The organism is Corticibacter populi, from assembly GCF_004217315.1.
Classification (GTDB): domain Bacteria; phylum Pseudomonadota; class Gammaproteobacteria; order Burkholderiales; family Burkholderiaceae_C; genus Lampropedia; species Lampropedia populi.
Genome location: NZ_SGWR01000001.1, coordinates 163,709 through 181,208, shown reverse-complemented (window position 1 = coordinate 181,208; position 17,500 = coordinate 163,709). Strand labels below are relative to the sequence as shown.

18 protein-coding genes are annotated in these 17,500 nt (G+C 64.0%); 10 read left to right on the top strand and 8 right to left on the bottom strand.

Going from position 1 to position 17,500, the window contains the following annotated elements; translation table 11 throughout:
* The 3 genes from folP to EV687_RS00800 form a co-directional block, all read right to left on the bottom strand.
* A complete protein-coding gene (gene folP / locus EV687_RS00810; protein WP_122225992.1) occupies nt 1-903 on the bottom strand; it encodes a dihydropteroate synthase in 903 nt (300 codons plus the stop codon).
* A gap of 48 nt (nt 904-951) precedes the next feature.
* Nucleotides 952-2,874: an ATP-dependent zinc metalloprotease FtsH gene (gene ftsH, locus EV687_RS00805; protein WP_122225991.1), complete on the bottom strand. Its 1,923-nt coding sequence runs from the start codon at nt 2,872-2,874 to the stop codon at nt 952-954.
* A 232-nt stretch (nt 2,875-3,106) separates the two neighbouring features.
* The gene (locus EV687_RS00800) at nt 3,107-3,769 is read right to left on the bottom strand and encodes an RlmE family RNA methyltransferase (RefSeq protein ID WP_122225990.1); all 663 of its coding nucleotides are present in this window, start codon (nt 3,767-3,769) and stop codon (nt 3,107-3,109) included.
* Nucleotides 3,770-3,987: 218 nt separating this feature from the next.
* Here EV687_RS00800 and EV687_RS00795 point away from each other — a divergent pair, with 218 nt between their 5' ends.
* The 7 genes from EV687_RS00795 (at nt 3,988) to EV687_RS00765 (ending at nt 10,788) form a co-directional block, all read left to right on the top strand.
* Nucleotides 3,988-4,461, top strand: a complete 474-nt coding sequence (locus tag EV687_RS00795) for a YhbY family RNA-binding protein (RefSeq protein WP_122225989.1) — start codon at nt 3,988-3,990, stop codon at nt 4,459-4,461.
* Nucleotides 4,462-4,469: 8 nt separating this feature from the next.
* On the top strand, nt 4,470-5,252 hold the full coding sequence (locus EV687_RS00790; RefSeq protein WP_122225988.1) for a glycosyltransferase: 783 nt from the start codon (nt 4,470-4,472) through the stop codon (nt 5,250-5,252).
* Nucleotides 5,253-5,643: 391 nt separating this feature from the next.
* Nucleotides 5,644-6,870 carry a ubiquinol oxidase subunit II gene (locus EV687_RS00785; RefSeq protein WP_122225987.1) on the top strand — a complete coding sequence of 409 codons (1,227 nt, stop codon included), beginning with the start codon at nt 5,644-5,646 and terminating at the stop codon, nt 6,868-6,870.
* A gap of 17 nt (nt 6,871-6,887) precedes the next feature.
* Nucleotides 6,888-8,915, top strand: a complete 2,028-nt coding sequence (gene cyoB, locus EV687_RS00780) for a cytochrome o ubiquinol oxidase subunit I (protein ID WP_122225986.1) — start codon at nt 6,888-6,890, stop codon at nt 8,913-8,915.
* A 22-nt stretch (nt 8,916-8,937) separates the two neighbouring features.
* The gene (cyoC, locus tag EV687_RS00775; RefSeq protein ID WP_122225985.1) at nt 8,938-9,606 is read left to right on the top strand and encodes a cytochrome o ubiquinol oxidase subunit III; all 669 of its coding nucleotides are present in this window, start codon (nt 8,938-8,940) and stop codon (nt 9,604-9,606) included.
* Entirely contained in the window at nt 9,603-9,986 is a 384-nt protein-coding gene (cyoD, locus tag EV687_RS00770) for a cytochrome o ubiquinol oxidase subunit IV (protein WP_122225984.1), read from the top strand. Before cyoC ends, cyoD begins: the two co-directional genes overlap by 4 nt.
* 37 nt (nt 9,987-10,023) lie before the next feature.
* A complete protein-coding gene (locus EV687_RS00765) occupies nt 10,024-10,788 on the top strand; it encodes an SURF1 family protein (protein ID WP_122225983.1) in 765 nt (254 codons plus the stop codon).
* Nucleotides 10,789-10,919: 131 nt separating this feature from the next.
* Here EV687_RS00765 and EV687_RS00760 read toward each other — a convergent pair whose 3' ends face one another.
* The 3 genes from EV687_RS00760 to EV687_RS00750 form a co-directional block, all read right to left on the bottom strand.
* Nucleotides 10,920-11,390: a DUF4149 domain-containing protein gene (locus EV687_RS00760; RefSeq protein WP_122227067.1), complete on the bottom strand. Its 471-nt coding sequence runs from the start codon at nt 11,388-11,390 to the stop codon at nt 10,920-10,922.
* 26 nt (nt 11,391-11,416) lie between these two features.
* Complete coding sequence (greA, locus tag EV687_RS00755; RefSeq protein ID WP_122225982.1) at nt 11,417-11,893, bottom strand: transcription elongation factor GreA; 477 nt, start codon at nt 11,891-11,893, stop codon at nt 11,417-11,419.
* A gap of 201 nt (nt 11,894-12,094) precedes the next feature.
* The gene (locus EV687_RS00750; protein ID WP_122225981.1) at nt 12,095-12,988 is read right to left on the bottom strand and encodes a LysR family transcriptional regulator; all 894 of its coding nucleotides are present in this window, start codon (nt 12,986-12,988) and stop codon (nt 12,095-12,097) included.
* 192 nt (nt 12,989-13,180) lie between these two features.
* Here EV687_RS00750 and EV687_RS00745 point away from each other — a divergent pair, with 192 nt between their 5' ends.
* The 3 genes from EV687_RS00745 to EV687_RS00735 all read left to right on the top strand — a co-directional run bounded on the left by EV687_RS00745 (nt 13,181) and on the right by EV687_RS00735 (nt 15,775).
* Entirely contained in the window at nt 13,181-14,155 is a 975-nt protein-coding gene (locus EV687_RS00745) for a YcjF family protein (protein ID WP_122225980.1), read from the top strand.
* Between the two features lie 308 nt (nt 14,156-14,463).
* Nucleotides 14,464-15,159 (top strand): fumarylacetoacetate hydrolase family protein, encoded by a 696-nt coding sequence (locus tag EV687_RS00740; protein WP_122225979.1) that lies wholly within the window; start codon nt 14,464-14,466, stop codon nt 15,157-15,159.
* Between the two features lie 67 nt (nt 15,160-15,226).
* Nucleotides 15,227-15,775, top strand: a complete 549-nt coding sequence (locus tag EV687_RS00735) for an NUDIX hydrolase (protein WP_122225978.1) — start codon at nt 15,227-15,229, stop codon at nt 15,773-15,775.
* 84 nt (nt 15,776-15,859) lie between these two features.
* Here EV687_RS00735 and EV687_RS00730 read toward each other — a convergent pair whose 3' ends face one another.
* Together EV687_RS00730 and EV687_RS00725 are read right to left on the bottom strand one after the other, a co-directional pair.
* Nucleotides 15,860-16,330: a Fur family transcriptional regulator gene (locus EV687_RS00730; RefSeq protein WP_162846509.1), complete on the bottom strand. Its 471-nt coding sequence runs from the start codon at nt 16,328-16,330 to the stop codon at nt 15,860-15,862.
* The gene (locus EV687_RS00725; RefSeq protein WP_122225977.1) at nt 16,314-17,495 is read right to left on the bottom strand and encodes an alpha-hydroxy acid oxidase; all 1,182 of its coding nucleotides are present in this window, start codon (nt 17,493-17,495) and stop codon (nt 16,314-16,316) included. The genes EV687_RS00730 and EV687_RS00725 overlap by 17 nt, the downstream gene beginning before the upstream one ends.
* Nucleotides 17,496-17,500: the final 5 nt, after the last annotated feature.

Sequence of the window (17,500 nt, the reverse complement as noted above, 5' to 3'; positions counted from 1 at the left end):
TCAGGATGCGTCCGCCCGAGGAACGGCATCGGCCGCCTGCACGCTCTGCCAGACCTTGAGTGCATCCACCGTGGCGGCCACGTCATGCACCCGTACCACCGCAGCGCCGCGCTGCACGGCGATCAGCGCTGCGGCCACGCTGGCTGCCTGTCGTTCTGCCACGTCGCGCCCGGTCGCAGCCCCCAGCGAGGACTTGCGCGACCAGCCCGCCAGCAGTGGGTAGCCCAGCGCCAGCAAGGCCTGCTGCCGCGCCAGCAGGCTGAAGTTCTGTGCCACCGTCTTACCAAAGCCGATGCCGGGGTCCAACACCACGCGCTCGCGCGCAATGCCATGTTGGTGCAGCACCTGTGTCCGCTCAGCCAGGAAGCTGCGCACCGGCTCCAGCACATCGCCCGCCATCGGCTGGACCTGCATCGACTGCGGCGTGCGGTGCATGTGCATCAGGCAGATGCCGCAGCGTGGGTGCGCAACCACTGCCTCCAGCGCCCCGGGCTGGCGCAGCGCCCAGATGTCATTGATGATGTCCGCGCCCGCCTCCAGCGCCTGCCGCATCACCTCGGGCTTGTAGGTGTCTATCGACACCGGCACCCCCAGCCGCACCACTTCGCGCAGCACCGGCATCAAACGCTGCAGTTCCTCCTCCAGCGGCACCGCAGGGCTGCCCGGGCGGGTAGACTCCGCGCCCAGGTCCAGGATCGCGGCGCCCTCCTGGAGCAACTGCTCGGCATGCCGCAGCGCTGCGGGCACCGAGGCATGCCGGCCACCATCGGAGAACGAGTCGGGCGTGAGGTTGACGATGCCCATGACCACCGGGGTGGCCAGATCGATGCGAAAGCGGCTGGTCTGCCAGACAGGTGGCTCCGCCTGACTCGCCGCGAAAGGAATGGAAGAGGATGCTGTCATGCGAAAAAACGGGGCCAATGGCCCCGTGGTTGGTTGCGTCGCGCCGGATCAGGCAGCCGAAGGCGAAGGATCGGTCTTCACCGAGGGCGAACCACCATCGGAATTGCCGCCACCGACCGAGGGGTGCTTGGGCACCCAGCCCTTGGGCGGCTTGGGTTCGCGCCCGGCCATGATGTCGTCGAGCTGCTCGGCGTCGATGGTCTCCCACTCCAGCAGGGCCTTGGCCATGGCGTGCATCTTGTCCTTGTTGTCCTCGATCAGGCGGCGCGCCAGCGCGTACTGCTCGTCGATGATGCGGCGCACCTCGGTGTCGACCTTCTGCATCGTCGCCTCGCTGACGTTGGTGGTCTTGGTGACCGAGCGGCCCAGGAACACCTCGCCCTCGTTCTCGGCGTAGACCATCGGCCCCAACTCGTCGGACATGCCATAGCGCGTCACCATGTCACGCGCCAGCTGGGTGGCCTTGTTGAAGTCGTCCGAGGCGCCGGTGGTCATCTGGTTCATGAACACCTCTTCGGCGATGCGGCCGCCAAACAGCATGGCGATGCGGTTCAGCGCCCACTCCTTGTCATAGCCGTAGCGATCCTTCTCTGGCAGCGTGAAGGTCACGCCCAGGGCGCGGCCACGCGGCACGATGGTGACCTTGTGCACCGGATCAGACTTGGGCAGCAAGCGGCCGATCAGGGCGTGGCCGGACTCGTGGTAGGCCGTGTTCTTGAGCTCCTCGGGATCCATCACGGCGGAGCGGCGCTCCGGTCCCATGAAGATCTTGTCCTTGGCAGACTCGAAGTCCTGCATCTCGACGACGCGGGCGTTGCGGCGTGCAGCCATCAGCGCGGCCTCGTTGCAGAGGTTGGCCAGATCGGCGCCGGACATGCCTGGCGTGCCACGTGCGATTATGTTGGCATTGACGTCCTGGCCAACCGGGATCTTGCGCATGTGCACAGTCAGGATCTGCTCACGGCCCTTCACGTCCGGCAGCGTCACGTAGACCTGGCGATCGAAGCGGCCAGGGCGCAGCAGCGCGGCATCCAGGATGTCCGGCCGGTTGGTGGCGGCCACAACGATGACGCCGAGATTGGTCTCGAAGCCATCCATCTCGACCAGCATCTGGTTGAGGGTCTGCTCGCGTTCGTCATTGCCGCCGCCCAGGCCCGCACCCCGCTGGCGACCGACCGCGTCGATTTCATCGATGAAGATGATGCAGGGTGCGTTCTTCTTGGCGTTCTCGAACATGTCGCGCACACGGGCCGCGCCCACGCCCACGAACATCTCGACGAAATCGGAGCCGGAGATGCTGAAGAACGGCACCTTGGCCTCACCGGCAATCGACTTGGCCAGCAGCGTCTTGCCGGTGCCCGGCGGGCCCACCAGCAGGAGGCCGCGCGGGATGCGACCGCCCAGTCGCTGGAATTTCTGCGGATCCTTGAGGAAGTCGACGACTTCCTTGACCTCTTCCTTGGCCTCGTCGGCACCAGCGACGTCGGCGAAGGTCACGGTGTTGTTGCTCTCGTCGAGCATGCGCGCCTTGCTCTTGCCGAAGCTGAAGGCGCCGCCCTTGCCGCCGCCCTGCATCTGCCGCATGAAATAGATCCACACGCCGATCAACAGCAGCATCGGCCCCCAGCTGATCAGGATGGAACTCAGCAACGAGCGTTGTTCGCGTTCCTTGACGCTGAACTCCACGTCGTTGTTGACCAGATCGTCGATCAGGCTGCGGTCGAAGTAGGTTCCCGTCGTGCGGATGCGGCGGTCATCGCTGGTGGTCGCCATGATCTCGGCCCCGCCGACCCCGGTTTCCTGGATCACGACGTTCCGTATCTGGCGGTTGTGCACCGCGTTCAGGAACTCCGAATAGGGAACCTGGTTGGCGCCGGCACTGCTGCCGCCATCGAACTGTTTGAAAACAGTGAACAAGACCACGATGAAAACCAGCCACATCGCGATCTTGGAAATCCATTGATTGTTCAAGCCTTTGCTCCCTTTGCACCTGCGGTATGCGATACCTGAAACACCACCCTGGCATGGAAAGCCTGACACTCCACGCCAGCCCCGGAGGCCCAACGCATGCGGCATGCCCTGCGGATGCAGGTAGATATGCGGCTCATTTTATGACTTTCAAGCAGGGGGACGCCCTGAATGGTTATTGGCCCGCTGGGTTATTGCGGTCGCTGCCGCCGCGCCGCTCCCCCTGCCCGCGCGATCACGCTCTGAGACCCTGGCCCACCAGAAAGACCTCGGACGAGCGGCTGCGCGAGGCCTTGGGCTTGTAGGGCCGGCTTTGCACGAAGGTCTCGCGAAACAGCGCGGCCAGGTCATCATAGCCGGGCCCGTGGAATACCTTGGCCACCATCACCCCTTGCGGCCGCAGGTGGTGGCGAGCGAAGTCCACGGCCAACTCGACCAGGTTGGCCACCCGCGCACCATCGGTGGCAGCATGGCCGCTGAGGTTGGGCGCCATGTCCGAGACCACCGCATCGACAGTGCGTCCGTCCAGCAGCACCTGCATCTGTGCCAGCACCGCGTCGTCCTGAAAATCGCCCTGGATGAAGTGCACGCCTGGCACCGGCTCCATCGGCAGCAGATCGACTCCGACGACCAGCGCATCACCGCCAGCGCCTTCGCCGAGTTTCAGACTGCGGCTCAGATACTGGCACCAGGCCCCCGGCGCGCAGCCCAGGTCGACCACCGTGCGTGCCTGCTGCAGCATGTGGAAAGTCTGGTCGATCTCCTGCAGCTTGTACACCGCCCGGGCGCGGTAGCCCTCTTTCTGCGCGAGCTTGACGTAGGGGTCATTGATGTGGTCGTGCAGCCACGTCTTGTTGACCTTGCCGCCCACCTTGCCACTCTTGCCTTTACCTGTCATGCGTTGCCTTGCCGTCCGTTCAGAGCCTGTTAGAACCTGTTCACACACTTGTCCTGTGGTACGGTCGATCGGCGCCCACCGCGGCCACAGCAGCAGCAATGACCGACTGACCGGCGAGGCGCCATTGTAGGGATGTGCCAGGCCCGCATAACCCTTCGGACGCATCTTCACCAGCGCGCAAAAGCGGCGACCGGCGGCGCATCACGGATAATAGCCCCATGCCGCAAATCCCTTTGAATCCCTCCCAGCGCCGCAGCCTGCGCGCTGACGCCCACCATCTCAATCCTGTCGTGCTGATCGGCAGTGATGGCCTCACTCCCGCCGTCACCAAGGAGGTGGATGCGGCCCTCAATGCCCATGGCCTGATCAAGGTGCGCGTCTTCAGCGATGAGCGCAGCAACCGCGAGGCCATCCTGGCCACGCTGACCGACACCCTCAATGCCGCGTCCGTGCAGCACATCGGGAAGCTGCTGGTGTTGTGGCGCCCGATCCCGCCCAAGACCAAGGCTGAGGGCGGTGAACGTGGCCGCGGCCCCAGCGAGGTCAAGGTCGTCAAGAACAGCAAGCTGCCCGGTCAGAAGCCCGAGATCCAGTACCTGCGCGTGCTGGGCAACCAGCGCCTGACTGCTGGCGGCAATGTCAAGAAGGCCAAGCCCCGCAAGACGTCGGTCAAGAAGCGGAATCTGGGCTGACCCCTGCCATGCCCGAGTTGCAGAACGCCGCCGTGGCGGGCACACGCCACATCCTGTGCATGAAGTGGGGCACCAAGTACGGGCCCGAATACGTCAACCGGCTCTATGCCATGGCACGCCGCCACCTGCAAGGGGGGCCTTTTCGCTTCGTCTGCCTGACCGACGACACGCGCGGCATCCGCGCCGAGGTCGAGTGCTTCCCGATTCCCGAATTGGACTGGCAGCGCTACCCCGACCAGCCCGACCGCGCCTGGAAGAAACTCGCGACCTTCTCGCCCGACCTCCATGAGAAATACGGGCTGCAAGGCACGGCGCTGTTTCTGGACCTGGACGTGGTGGTGGTCGGCAGCCTGGATGGGTTCTTCGAGCTGCCGGGGGCCTTTCGCATCATCCATGACTATGCGCGACCCTGGAAGAAGCGCCGCATCACCGGGAACTCCTCGGTGTACCGCTTCGAGCTCGGTGCCCACCCCGACGTGCTGGAATATTTCCAGCAACATGTGGTCGAGGTGCAGCAGCGCTTTCGCAACGAACAGGCCTACCTGTCGGACTTCCTCCACCGCCAGGGCCTGCTGGCTTACTGGCCCGAGGCATGGTGCCCGAGCTTCAAGTACCACGGTATCCCGGCCTGGCCCAGCAATTACTGGAAGCCGCCTTTCATCCCCGATGGCGCGAGGGTGGTGATCTTCCATGGCGAGTGCAATCCGCCAGACGCGCTGGCTGGCCGGCGCAACCGTCGCTGGCGGCACATCGAGCCGGCGCGCTGGATCGCCGAGCACTGGAACGAATGAGTTCCTGCGGATGACGCCCTCCCAAGCTGCGCCATACAGGCACCGGAGCCCGATCCACGGTCGACGGTTAACATTTGCCTGACCGGTTTGTTTTCTTGACGACACGCAAGGACAAATTTCCCGTTTTATCGGCTGCGCGGAGCCTTCATTAAATCCTGAAATCTCGAAAAGCTATAGAATTGCACCGCTTGCCGCACCTCTGCCGCGCGTGCGCTTTGGCGCGCCCACGGCGGGTGCCGCATTTCTGCGCGAACCGTTCCAGAGCCACGCTGTTCTTGCTGCGACAGCACCAGCAGCCAGCCAATGGATCGGCCGCCTTTGCCCAGCATAGGAAACGCCTGTGCCGCAGCGCCCGCCCTGCCAACGACTTGAACCTGAACCCGAGGTGTGCATGAAAAAACTGTGTTCCCCACTGCCTGCCCTGCTGGCCGGGGTATTGCTGTCCGGCTGTAACTGGACAGTGATCAACCCCTCCGGCTACGTCGCCAAGCAGCAAAGCAATCTACTGATCTTCTCGGTGGTGCTGATGCTGCTGATCATCGTGCCGGTGATGTTCTTCACCTGCTACTACGCATGGAAGTACCGCGCCGGCAACCAGCAGGCCGAGTACGACCCCGAGTTCTACCACTCCAACAAGCTGGAGTTCATGGTATGGGGCGTACCCATCGCCATCATCCTGGTGCTGGGCACCATCACCTGGGGTTCGACCCACCTGCTCGATCCGTATCGTCCGCTCACGCGCATCGACAGCGCCACGCAGATCGCCGGCACCGAGGAAAACCTCGGCGCCGTCAAGCGCCTGACCAACGCCGTCATCGACCCCAAGCGCAGTGACAGCCCGGCGACCGCCAATGTCGAAACGCTGGTCATTGAGGTCGCTGCACTGGACTGGAAGTGGCTGTTCATCTACCCCGAGCAAGGCATTGCCACCATCAATGAAGTGGCTGCGCCCGTCAATGTGCCGATCGAGTTCAAGCTGACCTCGGCCTCGATGATGAACTCCTTCTACATCCCGGCGCTGGCAGGCCAGATCTACGCCATGCCAGGCATGCAGACGCGCCTGCACGCCGTCATCAACGACGAGGGCGCGTTCAAGGGCTTCTCGGCCAACTACACCGGCCATGGCTTCAGCCAGATGCACTTCCAGTTTCATGGCCTGAGCCAGGCCGGCTTCGACGACTGGGCCGCCAAGGTGCGCGGCTCCGGCGACGTGCTCGACCGTGCCGAATACCTGGCGCTCGACCAGTTCGACCAGAAGGACGAGAAGGGCCACGTCAAGTACTTCGGCACACGCCACTATGGCCAGGTCGACCCGCAGCTCTACTACGCCATCCTGAACATGTGCGTGACGCCTGGCGCTATGTGCATGGACGAGATGATGCACATCGACATGGCCGGCGGCGCCGGTGTGGAAGGCATCGACAACGTCAAGCGCCTGCGCTATGACCGCCGCCGCACACAGCAGGCCCAGATCGATCTGGCCGAGTTCTCCGGCGTGATGCCCGGCGACTACGTCTGCACCAGCCGCTCGGTGGCATCGGACCTGGATGCCGCGGCCGGCAGGACCTTGCGCATCAGCCTCAGCAGCGATGCCGCCGCGGGCACACCAACACTCTGATTTTCCGGAAGTCAATAATGTCTGCAATCGAGTACAACACGCATCCTTTGCTGGGGCGGATCACGTTTGATCACAACACCTTCCCCATGCTTCACGAGCCGGTGATCCTGTACACCTTCATCGCGGTGGCACTGGGGGGTCTGGCGGTTCTGGCGCTGCTGACCAAGTTCCGCGTCTGGGGCTACCTGTGGCGCGAATGGTTCACCACCATCGACCACAAGAAGATCGGCATCATGTACATGGTGCTGGGCATCATCATGCTGCTGCGCGGCTTCGCAGACGCCTTCATGATGCGCCTGCACCAGGCCATGGCCTCTGGCGGCACCGAGGGCTACCTCAACGCACACCACTACGACCAGGTCTTCACCGTTCACGCGGTGATCATGATCTTCTTCGTGGCCATGCCGCTGGTGACCGGGTTCTTCAACTACCTGGTGCCGCTGCAGATCGGTGCGCGCGACGTGGCCTTCCCGTTCCTGAACAACTTCAGCTTCTGGATGACCACCGCTGGTGCCGTGCTGGTGATGATCTCGCTGTTCGTCGGTGAGTTCGCGCAGACCGGCTGGCTGGTCTATCCGCCGCTCTCGGGCATCGACTACAGTCCGGGAACCGGGGTCGACTACTACCTCTGGTCGCTCAACATCGCCGGCGTCGGCACGACCCTCTCGGCCATCAACATGCTGGTGACCATCGTCAAGATGCGCGCGCCGGGCATGCACTGGATGCGTCTGCCGGTGTTCACCTGGACAGCCGTGGGCGCCAACATCCTGATCGTGGCGACCTTCCCGATCCTGACGGCCACCCTGGTGCTGCTGACGCTGGATCGCTACCTGGGCACCAACTTCTTCACCAACCAGCTTGGCGGCAACCCGATGATGTTCGTGAACCTCATCTGGATCTGGGGCCACCCCGAGGTGTACATCCTGGTGCTGCCGGCCTTCGGCATCTTCTCGGAAATCGTGCCCGCCTTCACGAAGAAGCGCCTGTTCGGCTACACCTCCATGGTGTGGGCCACCATGACCATCACGGTGCTCTCCTACCTGGTCTGGCTGCACCACTTCTTCACCATGGGTTCGGGCGCGAGCGTCAATGCCTTCTTCGGCATCATGACCATGATCATCTCGATCCCCACGGGCGCGAAGATCTTCAACTGGCTGTTCACCATGTACAAGGGCCGCATCCGCATGGAAGTGCCGATGTACTGGACCATCGGTTTCATGCTCACCTTCGTGATCGGCGGCATGACCGGCGTGATGCTGGCCGTGCCGGCTGCCGACTTCGTGCTGCACAACAGCCTGTTCCTGGTGGCCCACTTCCACAACACCATCATCGGCGGCGTGGTATTCGGCCTGTTCGCCGGCATCGTCTACTGGTTCCCCAAGGCCTTTGGCTTCAAGCTCAATGCGTTCTGGGGCAAGGTTTCGTTCTGGTGCTGGTTCGTCGGCTTCTGGGTTGCCTTCACGCCGCTGTACATCATGGGCCTGATGGGCGTGACGCGCCGCATCAGCCAGTTCGAGGACACCTCGCTGAACATCTACTTCGTCATCGCGCTGGGCGGTGCGCTGCTGGTGGCTGCAGGCATCGGAGCCTTCGTGCTCTCGATCGTAGTCGGCTGGCTCAAGCGCAACGAAACGCGCGACCTCACCGGCGACTCCTGGGGCGATGGCCGCACGCTGGAGTGGTCCACCTCCTCGCCGCCGCCTGCCTACAACTTCGCCTTCACCCCGGTAGTGCATGACATCGACGCCTGGTGGGACATGAAGAAGCACGGCTACAAGCGGCCACTGACAGGCTTCGTGCCGATCCACATGCCCAAGAACACCAGCGCCGGGATCATCCTCTCGGGCCTGAGCATCGTGCTGGGCTTCGCGCTGATCTGGTATGTCTGGTGGCTCGCTGCGGTGTCCTTCGTGGCCTTGATCGGCTATGCGATCTACCACACCTTCGACTACAAGCGGGACTACTACATCCCGGCCGACGAAGTCGCCAGGACCGAAGAAGAACGCACGCGCCTGCTGGCCTCCGCGCCCGCTTCCGCCAACTGAACCGCATGGAGTGAACCTAGCAATGACATCGGCTACCGCAAGCGCCACCACCGGTGAGCGCATCTACCACGTGGCGGAAGACCCGCACGCGCACGACGCGGCCCATGGCCACGACGAGCACGCCCACTCCAACAACGGCACGGCACTGGGCTTCTGGATGTACCTGATGAGCGACTGCCTCATCTTCGCCATCCTGTTCGCCGTCTTCGCCGTCGTCGGCACCAACTACGCGGCGGGTCCCTCCCCTGCCGCGCTGTTCGAGGAAAACCTCTGGCTGATCCTGGTCAACACCTTCATGCTGTTGTTCTCCTCGATCACCTTCGGTTTTGCGATGCTGCGCTCCTACAAGGGCGACACCAAGGGCACCATCGCATGGCTGCTGGTGACCGCCTTGTTCGGCCTGGCCTTCCTGTGCATCGAACTCTATGAGTTCAACCACCTGATACACCTGGGTGCCACACCGCAACGCAGCGCCTTCCTCTCGGCCTTCTTCACGCTGGTCGGCACGCACGGCCTGCACGTGACCTTCGGCATCATCTGGCTGATCGTGCTGGTGTTCCAGATCCGCAAGCACGGCCTGATCGAGGCCAACGGCCGCCGCCTGATGTGCCTGTCGATGTTCTGGCACTTCCTGGACGTGATCTGGATCGCCGTTTTCTCGTATGTCTATCTGATGGGAGTCGTGAGATGAGCCACGCACAACACACCCAGCCGGCTCACACCGGCGCCGCCCATGGCACCTTCAAGGAATATGTGATCGGCTTCGTGCTATCGGTCATCCTCACCGTCATCCCGTTCTGGCTGGTGATGGCGGATGTGCTCGACAGCAAGACCGCCACCGTGGCCTGGATCCTGGGCCTTGCCGTGGTGCAGATCCTGGTGCACATGGTGTTCTTCCTGCACATGAACACCAAGTCCGAGCACGGCTGGATCTTCCTGTCGCTGATCTTCACCGTCATCGTGCTGGTGATCGCACTGGTCGGATCGCTGTGGGTCATGAACCACCTCGACGCCAACATGATGCCCCACGTGCACGAGCTGACGCCGGAAGCGGCGCGCAACCTGCCGTGAATGCCGCACGCATCCATGCATCGGACCTGATTCCGCGATGATCGATGCCCTGCAGCCCCGCGCCCGCTCCTGGCGGCGCGGGGCGCTTTTTTTTCTGCTGCTGGCGACGCTCGCGGCGCTGCTGACCCTGGGCACCTGGCAGGTCCAGCGCCTGGCCTGGAAAAAGGACTTGATCGCCCGCACCGAGGCGCGCGTGCATGCCGCGCCCACGGCACCGCCGACCGCCCAGGCCTGGGCGGCAGAGGCCGAGCCGGGCCGGCGCTTCGAGTACCAGCGCGTGCAGGCCGAAGGCCGCTGGCTGCACGACAAGGAAGTGCAGGTCTATGCCTCCAGCGTGCTGGGCCCGGGCTACTGGGTGATGACACCGCTGCGCACCGCCCAGGGCACGATCTGGATCAACCGCGGCTATGTGCCCAATGCGCAGCGCCTGCCGGCCAGCCGCGCCCAGGCCCTGCCCGAAGGGTCGGTCACCGTCACCGGCCTGCTGCGCCTGCCCGAAGACGGCGGCCTCTTCGTGCGCGAGAACGTGCCCGCCGAAGAACGCTGGTACCACCGCGACCTCGCCGCCATGAATGCGGCGCGCCAGCTGGGCGATGCCCTACCCTACTTCATCGATGCCGGTGCCAGCCCGAATCCCGGTGGCTGGCCACGCGGCGGCCTGACCATCGTGCAGTTCCGCAACAACCACCTGAGCTACGCACTCACCTGGTATGCGCTGGCACTGCTGAACGTGCTCGCACTGGTGCTGGTGGCGCGCAGCGAATCGCGTGGTGCCCGCCCCAGGCATGATGAAGAGGACTGATCAAGACTGGCGAGGTCTGGTCGGTCCCGCTCTGCCGATGCTCCCAAGCAAAAGGCCTCTACATGAGGCCTTTTGCTTGGGAAATGAATGGTGTATGAATGGCGTCTCGATGGAGAGCGCATGCCGCCGGGTCAGCGTACGGACCATGGCCCCCGGACGGCCAGCTTCCACAGCGTCACCGACGCACACAACCATTGCAGCGCGTACAGCGCCGTGCCCAATGAATGCCACAGCGGCAGGTTCTGGCGGGCGACGATGCGCGGCACCGCGCCGAATTGCAGCAGCAGGGCAAGAATCAAGCCGGCAAGCACCCAGCCCGTCAAGGCCAGCCGCGCGGCAGCTGCCCGGGCGAGGTCGATATTCGGTTCCGCGCCTGCATCCAGGTCCTCGCCTTCATTCAGCGCCGGGCGCAGGCAGAGAATCAGAATGAAGCAACAGGCAGCGGCCAGCCAGACCTGCCCGGCAAAAAGGCGCGCCGCCGCCTGGCCTGCCAGGGCCGGCGTCGGCAGGCTGGCAAACAGCAGTGGCACCGCCATGAAGCCGATACTGCAGAGGTTCCCCCACCACAGTGCGGCGGCGAAGATCGGCAGGCGCAGGTGCACCGCCTGCAGGGCGTTCTGCCGCACTCTCACTCGTAGCGCACGGCGATGATTTCGTAGCTCTTCTCGCCGCCGGGTGCCACCACCACGGCCACGTCGCCTTCGAACTTGCCGATCAACGCGCGCGCGATCGGGCTGGAGACATTGAGCAGGCCCAGCTTGATGTCGGCCTCGTCCTCGCCGACGATCTGGTAGCGCACGCGCTCGCCGCTTTCCTCTTCCTCGAGTTCAACGGTGGCGCCGAACACCACCTTGCCCTCGGCATGGAGTGCGGCCGGATCGACGATCAGCGCCGCCGCCAGCTTGCCCTCGATGTCCTTGATGCGCCCCTCGATGAAGCCCTGGCGATCCTTGGCTGCGTCGTACTCGGCGTTCTCGCTCAGATCACCCTGGGCGCGCGCCTCGGCAATGGCGTTGATGACGGCGGGACGGTCCACGCTCTTGAGCTGCTGCAGTTCCGTCTTGAGCTTTTCCGCTCCACGCTTGGTAATGGGTAAGGTGGCCATTTTTTGCCTTCCAAAAAAACGCACCGCCGAATGTTGCCACTCAGCGGTGAGATCGTTTGATGATGCAGGGCCCGAACGTCATGTGATGCAGCGTCGGCCCTGAAGAAATGATTGGCGTCCATTCTACTGCCTTGGCAGGCCAATGCAATCCTTGCCGCCGCGCAGCCGCATTGAGTGGTGGCTCCCCCGGCCACCGACGGCTCAGCCGCCCGGCAGCAGGCCGCTGCTGCCGTGGCGCGCGGTATCGCGCAGGAACTCCCAGACCGCCTGCATGCGCGCCATGTGACGGATTTCCGAAGGCATGGACATCCAGAATGTGCGTTGAAAGCGCGCCTGCTGTGGCAGCACCACCTGCAATTCCGGATCGCGGTCGCCGATGAAGGCGGGCAGCACCGCCAGGCCGGTGCCGGCCTGCACCGCCGCATATTGCGCCAGCACACTGGTGCTGCGCAACGCAAAGTGGCGCGCCTGCACGAAGCTCTCGAGGAACTGCAACTGCTTGGTGAAAAGCAGGTCGTCGACATAGCTGATGAAGCTGTGCTCCTGCAGGTCGGCCACCTCCAGCACCGGCGGGTGCTGCGCCAGATAGGACCGCGCGCCGTAGAGGCGCAACACGTAGTCGCTGAGCTTGGTGACCACCACCGAGCCGCGCGTGGGCCGCTCCAGCGAGATCACGATGTCCGCCTCACGGCGCGAGAGGTGCAGCAGGCGCGGCAGCGCCAGCAGGTCGATCACCAGGTTCGGGTGCTGCTGCGCCAGTCGCGCCAGCGGCACCGCCAGGATGCGCGTGCCCAGTCCCTCGGGCACCCCCACGCGCACCACGCCCGAGAGGCCATCGTGTGCGGCGAACGAACTGCTCTCGATGGCGAGGCAGGCCTCCTCCATGGCCTCGGCCTGCGGCAGCAGGTTGCGGCCAGCCTCGGTGAGGCGGTGACCGGCAGCCTCGCGGGCAAACAATGGCACGCCCATCTGCTTCTCCAGCGCCTGGATGCGGCGGCTCACGGTGGTGTGGTCCACCTGCAGCATACGGGCGGCGTTGACCAGGGTGCCACTGCGCGACAGCGCCAGGAAGTAACGCAGGTTGTCCCAGTCCATGCTTTGGTTCCAGATCCTTAGAACGTGTTGTTGGCAGCGCCGAACAAGTGTTTTCGTGAACCGGCATGATAGTGCGAAAGACCCGCCGGCACGGACGGCGCCGGGAACTTCGGCAGCCGTGCAGTCTCCTTCAGAACCGGCTCGCACCGGTTGGCACCGCATGCCCCACCCTCCACTTTCCATACACACACCATGCATCACCAGGACATACAGGCCACCCTCACCATCAGCCTGCTGGCGGCCTACGCCGACAGCCACAAACATGACCGCGAGCGCGAGCAGATCCGCCAGATCGCCGAGAGCCTGGCATCCTCTTCAGGCATCGACCTGCCGGCGCTCTACCAGGACGTGTTGTTCAAACGCACCAGCCTCAAGAATGCGGCGGCCTCGCTCGAGAGCGAGCCGGCACGCCAGCTCGCCTATGAAATGGCGGTTTGCGTCTGCGAGGCCGACGGCAGCACCAGCGCACAGGAGCAGGCCTTCCTGACCGAGTTGCGCGAGGCCCTGGGTCTGGCACCCGGTTTGGCCGAACAGGCGCTGGCGCAAACCGATGCCCTGGCCCAGGCACCGCTCGATGTCGCCGCCGATGCCGACATTGACTCCGACGCAGCCGACTCGCAGCGCCGTGCCAGCACCCTTTCGCGCGAGGCCATCGACGGCAAGATCCTGCGCGCGGCCATCACCAATGGCGCCATCGAACTGCTGCCCGAGTCACTCTCGACGATGGCCATCATTCCGCTGCAGATGCGGCTGGTCTACCAGATCGGCCAGAGTTATGGCTACCAGCTCGACCGCGGCCACATCCGCGACTTTCTGGCCACCATCGGCGTGGGCATGACCTCCCAGTACCTGGAACAGGCCGGTCGCAAGCTGCTCGGCGGCTTGCTGGGCAAGGCCGGCAAGGGCATCCTGGGCGGCCTGGGCAAACAGGCCGTCAGTTCCGGCATGAGCTTTGCGGCCACCTACGCACTCGGCCACGTCGCCAACCAATACTACGCAGGCGGACGCACGCTCTCGACGCAAATGCTCAAGGATGCCTATGCCCACGTGCTGCAGGACGGACGCCGGCTGCACTCGCAGTACCTGCCGGACATGCAGGCCCAGGCCCGCACGCTCGATGCGGGCAAGCTGCTGGCGATGGTGCGCGGCCAGACGGGCCAGCCCTGAGAACCTGTTCACGATTTTTTCGTGGGTCACGCAGGAGGTCAGAAATGCAGTGGGCAAGACGCCCGGTGCATTTTTGACCTCCTGCCCTTCGGGTTTGTCCCGGCAGGCGCGCGCTGCGGTGTGACAAATCCTTGTCGGGACAACGTAGCCCATGAAAAGATCGTGAACAGGTTCCAACGCCCTTGGCGTGGCACCACGGACGGCACCGCCCATAGACAGCCAGGCGACGCGCAACAACGGGGCTGCGCGTTATAGTGCGGACTGCCTTCCCCGGCACCTGTCCACCATTCCATTCACCGTCACAAGCCATGTCACTGCTCTTCCAACCCCAGCCGACCCCCACCGTGGCCATCTCGGGCCAGGACGCCCTGTTCCCGGTGCACCGCATCTACTGCGTGGGCCAGAACTATGCCAAGCACGCCCAGGAGATGGGCGCCAGCGGCCGCGAGGCGCCGTTCTTCTTCATGAAGCCCGCCGACGCCATCGTCTTCGTGCCCGCCGGCAGCACCGGCACGGTGGCCTACCCGAGCCTGACGCAAAGCCTGCACCACGAAGTCGAGCTGGTGGTGGCCATCGGCAAGGGCGGCAAAGGCATTGCACCCGAGCAGGCCCTGGCGCACATCTACGGCTACGCCGTCGGCCTGGACCTGACGCGGCGCGATCTGCAGGCCGAGCTGAAGAAGGCGGGCCGGCCCTGGTCGATCGCCAAGGGCTTCGACCAGAGCGCCCCGATCGGCCCGATCACGCCGCGCGGGCAACTGCCGCAGATCGAGCATGCAGGCATCACGCTGAGCATCGACGGCCAGTTGCGCCAGAGCGGCAACACCGACGAGCTGATCTGGAAGCTCGCCGAAGTGGTGGCCCACATCTCCAATGGCTGGGAACTGCAGCCGGGCGACCTGATCTTCACCGGCACACCCGCCGGCGTGGGTGCCGTCAACCGGGGTGAGGAGTTGCAGGGCCATATCGACGGCCTGCCCGACTTGCACGTCAAAGTGGTGTAATCACACTTTTGGCCACCCTGCCGCCGCATCTGCCGCCGCGGCCTTTCCTCCGCTACCGTCCTGCCGCATGACACCCCGCTCCCTGATCAACTTCTGCCGTGTCTGCGGCCATGCCGTCGAACACCGCGTGCCCGACGATGGCGATACCCGCGTGCGGGCGGTCTGCCCGGCCTGCCACACCGTGCAGTACGTTAACCCGCTCAACGTGGTCGGCACCATTCCGGTCTGGCAAGACCAGGTGCTGCTGTGCCGGCGCAACATCGAGCCGCGCATGGGCAAGTGGACCCTGCCGGCCGGCTTCATGGAACTCGACGAGACCACCGCCCAGGGCGCCGCGCGGGAGACCGACGAGGAAGCCGGGCTGCAGCTGGAGATGGGTCCGCTGTTCTCCATCATCAGCGTACCGCGCGTCGGCCAGGTGCATTTGTTCTACCGTGCCACCATGACCAGCCCCGAAGCCCATCCCGGTCCGGAAACCCAGGAGGCGCGTCTCTTTGCCGAGGCCGAGATTCCCTGGGAAGAACTGGCCTTTCACACCACCCGGGTGACGCTCGAGCGCTTTTTTGCCGACCGGCAGCAAGGCCGTTTCGGTATACACGACTTCAGCATTGACTAGTGCGTGTCATCAATCACCAAAGGGATCGCTTGGTGATTGATGACCCTCCCTAGGCGAAACGTCCATCAGATCAACCCAAGGTCGTCATCTGATCAGGTGAACTTGCCTTTTCCGGCAGTTGCTGCAGATGACCAGCATATCGACGTTAAAACCCTTGAGAACCACTCCCGAGGTCTCGCAATGGTTGGCGACCTCTCGACTAAAGAGTTCCAGATCGGAGGTATTTGTCTTGCCGCAACCGATACAGGTCATGACCGCCGTATTGATACTGCCCAGCAGCGAGTACAAGGTCTTTTTCGGTCCAACATGGACATCGATGACATTCATCACCGCCAATTGCTTGAGCACCACGTAAAGAGAGCTCAGACTGATCTCCCGCGTCTCCAGCAATGCGTGATAAATCTGATGCACATCCATGGCCTGCCGACGCTGTCTGAGCAGTTCAAGCACGGCAAGCCTAGGAACCGTCACCTTCATGCCGGCGACGCGCAACAAGCTCGAACTGTCCCTGCTCAGCTTATCCTGCATCCACAAGGCACTATCGTGCGGCAGCATGTACGGCTCCTCCATCATGCATTCTCGAATCCAGCAGGCCAAGCTCCCGGATATCAGCGATGCTGGCAGCTCCGCACAGGACCATGCCCATCTCCAGTTCTGTACGCAACAAGTGCAGCACATGGGCGACGCCCGTGCTGCCAGCAACCGCTAGGCCATGCAGCACCGGGCGGCCGACCAGCACCGCGTCGGCACCACGCGCCAGACACTTGATGATGTCAGTGCCGCGACGGATGCCGCCGTCCACCAGCACCGGCACCCGCTGGCCAACTGCGGCGACGATGCCCGGCAAGACATGCACGGTGGCCGGCACCCCGTCCAGCATCCGGCCGCCATGATTGGAGACGATGATCCCGTCAATGCCACAGTCCAATGCAGGCTCGACATCCCCTGGATGAATCAGTCCCTTGACGAGCACCGGCAACGATGTCTGCCTGACCAGCCATGCCAGCGACGCCCAGTCAGGCATCGCGGCAACCAACGGATGGCGGAACACAGACTGGCCTGGTTCGACGGCTCCGGTCCTGTTCAACTGTTGCGCGTAGGGTTCGAGGTTGACGGGCCGCGCCTCCGGCGGTAACTGGAAACCAGCACGCTGATCCGCGTTGCGCAGGCCCTGAATGGGCGCGTCCACCGTGACCACCAGAGCCTGGTAACCGGCCCGTTCGGCCCGGCCAATCAAATCCAGCGTGATCTCCCGATGCGGCTGGATATAAAGCTGAAACCACAGTGGCGCGTGCGCATTGCGCGCCACCTCTTCCAGAGAGACGCTGGACTGCGTACTCACCACCAGGCCCGTCTGCATTGCGCCTGCAGCTTGCGACGTCGCCAGTTCTCCATACCGGTGCGCCAGTGCATGATAGGCCATCGGCGCGATCAAAATCGGGCTGGCATGATGCCGGCCCAACAACTCCAGTGCGGTGCTGCCATTGGCAACACCGCGAAGCATCCTCGGCCACAGCGGTAGATCCTGCAGGGCCTGCTCGTTCCAACGGCTGGTGATGCCATCGGCGGCGCCGCACTGGAGGTACGACCAAATCGCACGCGGCAAGAGCTGCCGTGCGCGGACTTCATAATCGCGCAGGCAGGCCACCCGCGCGAGTGTCTCGGTAAGGCTGGCATCGGGGGGGATATTGTCGTTCTGCACGGGAGCGATTTCCTTCATCCGTT

Bases quoted from the DNA above. Each gene is read 5' to 3' on its own strand.
- EV687_RS00730 (WP_162846509.1), bottom strand. From the start codon at position 16,330: ATGCTGCCGCACGATAGTGCCTTGTGGATGCAGGATAAGCTGAGCAGG.
- EV687_RS00765 (WP_122225983.1), top strand. From the start codon at position 10,024: ATGATCGATGCCCTGCAGCCCCGCGCCCGCTCCTGGCGGCGCGGGGCG.
- EV687_RS00790 (WP_122225988.1), top strand. From the start codon at position 4,470: ATGCCCGAGTTGCAGAACGCCGCCGTGGCGGGCACACGCCACATCCTG.
- cyoC (WP_122225985.1), top strand. From the start codon at position 8,938: ATGACATCGGCTACCGCAAGCGCCACCACCGGTGAGCGCATCTACCAC.
- EV687_RS00740 (WP_122225979.1), top strand. From the start codon at position 14,464: ATGTCACTGCTCTTCCAACCCCAGCCGACCCCCACCGTGGCCATCTCG.
- EV687_RS00735 (WP_122225978.1), top strand. From the start codon at position 15,227: ATGACACCCCGCTCCCTGATCAACTTCTGCCGTGTCTGCGGCCATGCC.
- EV687_RS00785 (WP_122225987.1), top strand. From the start codon at position 5,644: ATGAAAAAACTGTGTTCCCCACTGCCTGCCCTGCTGGCCGGGGTATTG.
- greA (WP_122225982.1), bottom strand. From the start codon at position 11,893: ATGGCCACCTTACCCATTACCAAGCGTGGAGCGGAAAAGCTCAAGACG.
- folP (WP_122225992.1), bottom strand. From the start codon at position 903: ATGACAGCATCCTCTTCCATTCCTTTCGCGGCGAGTCAGGCGGAGCCA.
- EV687_RS00725 (WP_122225977.1), bottom strand. From the start codon at position 17,495: ATGAAGGAAATCGCTCCCGTGCAGAACGACAATATCCCCCCCGATGCC.
- EV687_RS00800 (WP_122225990.1), bottom strand. From the start codon at position 3,769: ATGACAGGTAAAGGCAAGAGTGGCAAGGTGGGCGGCAAGGTCAACAAG.
- cyoB (WP_122225986.1), top strand. From the start codon at position 6,888: ATGTCTGCAATCGAGTACAACACGCATCCTTTGCTGGGGCGGATCACG.
- EV687_RS00795 (WP_122225989.1), top strand. From the start codon at position 3,988: ATGCCGCAAATCCCTTTGAATCCCTCCCAGCGCCGCAGCCTGCGCGCT.
- EV687_RS00745 (WP_122225980.1), top strand. From the start codon at position 13,181: ATGCATCACCAGGACATACAGGCCACCCTCACCATCAGCCTGCTGGCG.
- EV687_RS00750 (WP_122225981.1), bottom strand. From the start codon at position 12,988: ATGGACTGGGACAACCTGCGTTACTTCCTGGCGCTGTCGCGCAGTGGC.
- cyoD (WP_122225984.1), top strand. From the start codon at position 9,603: ATGAGCCACGCACAACACACCCAGCCGGCTCACACCGGCGCCGCCCAT.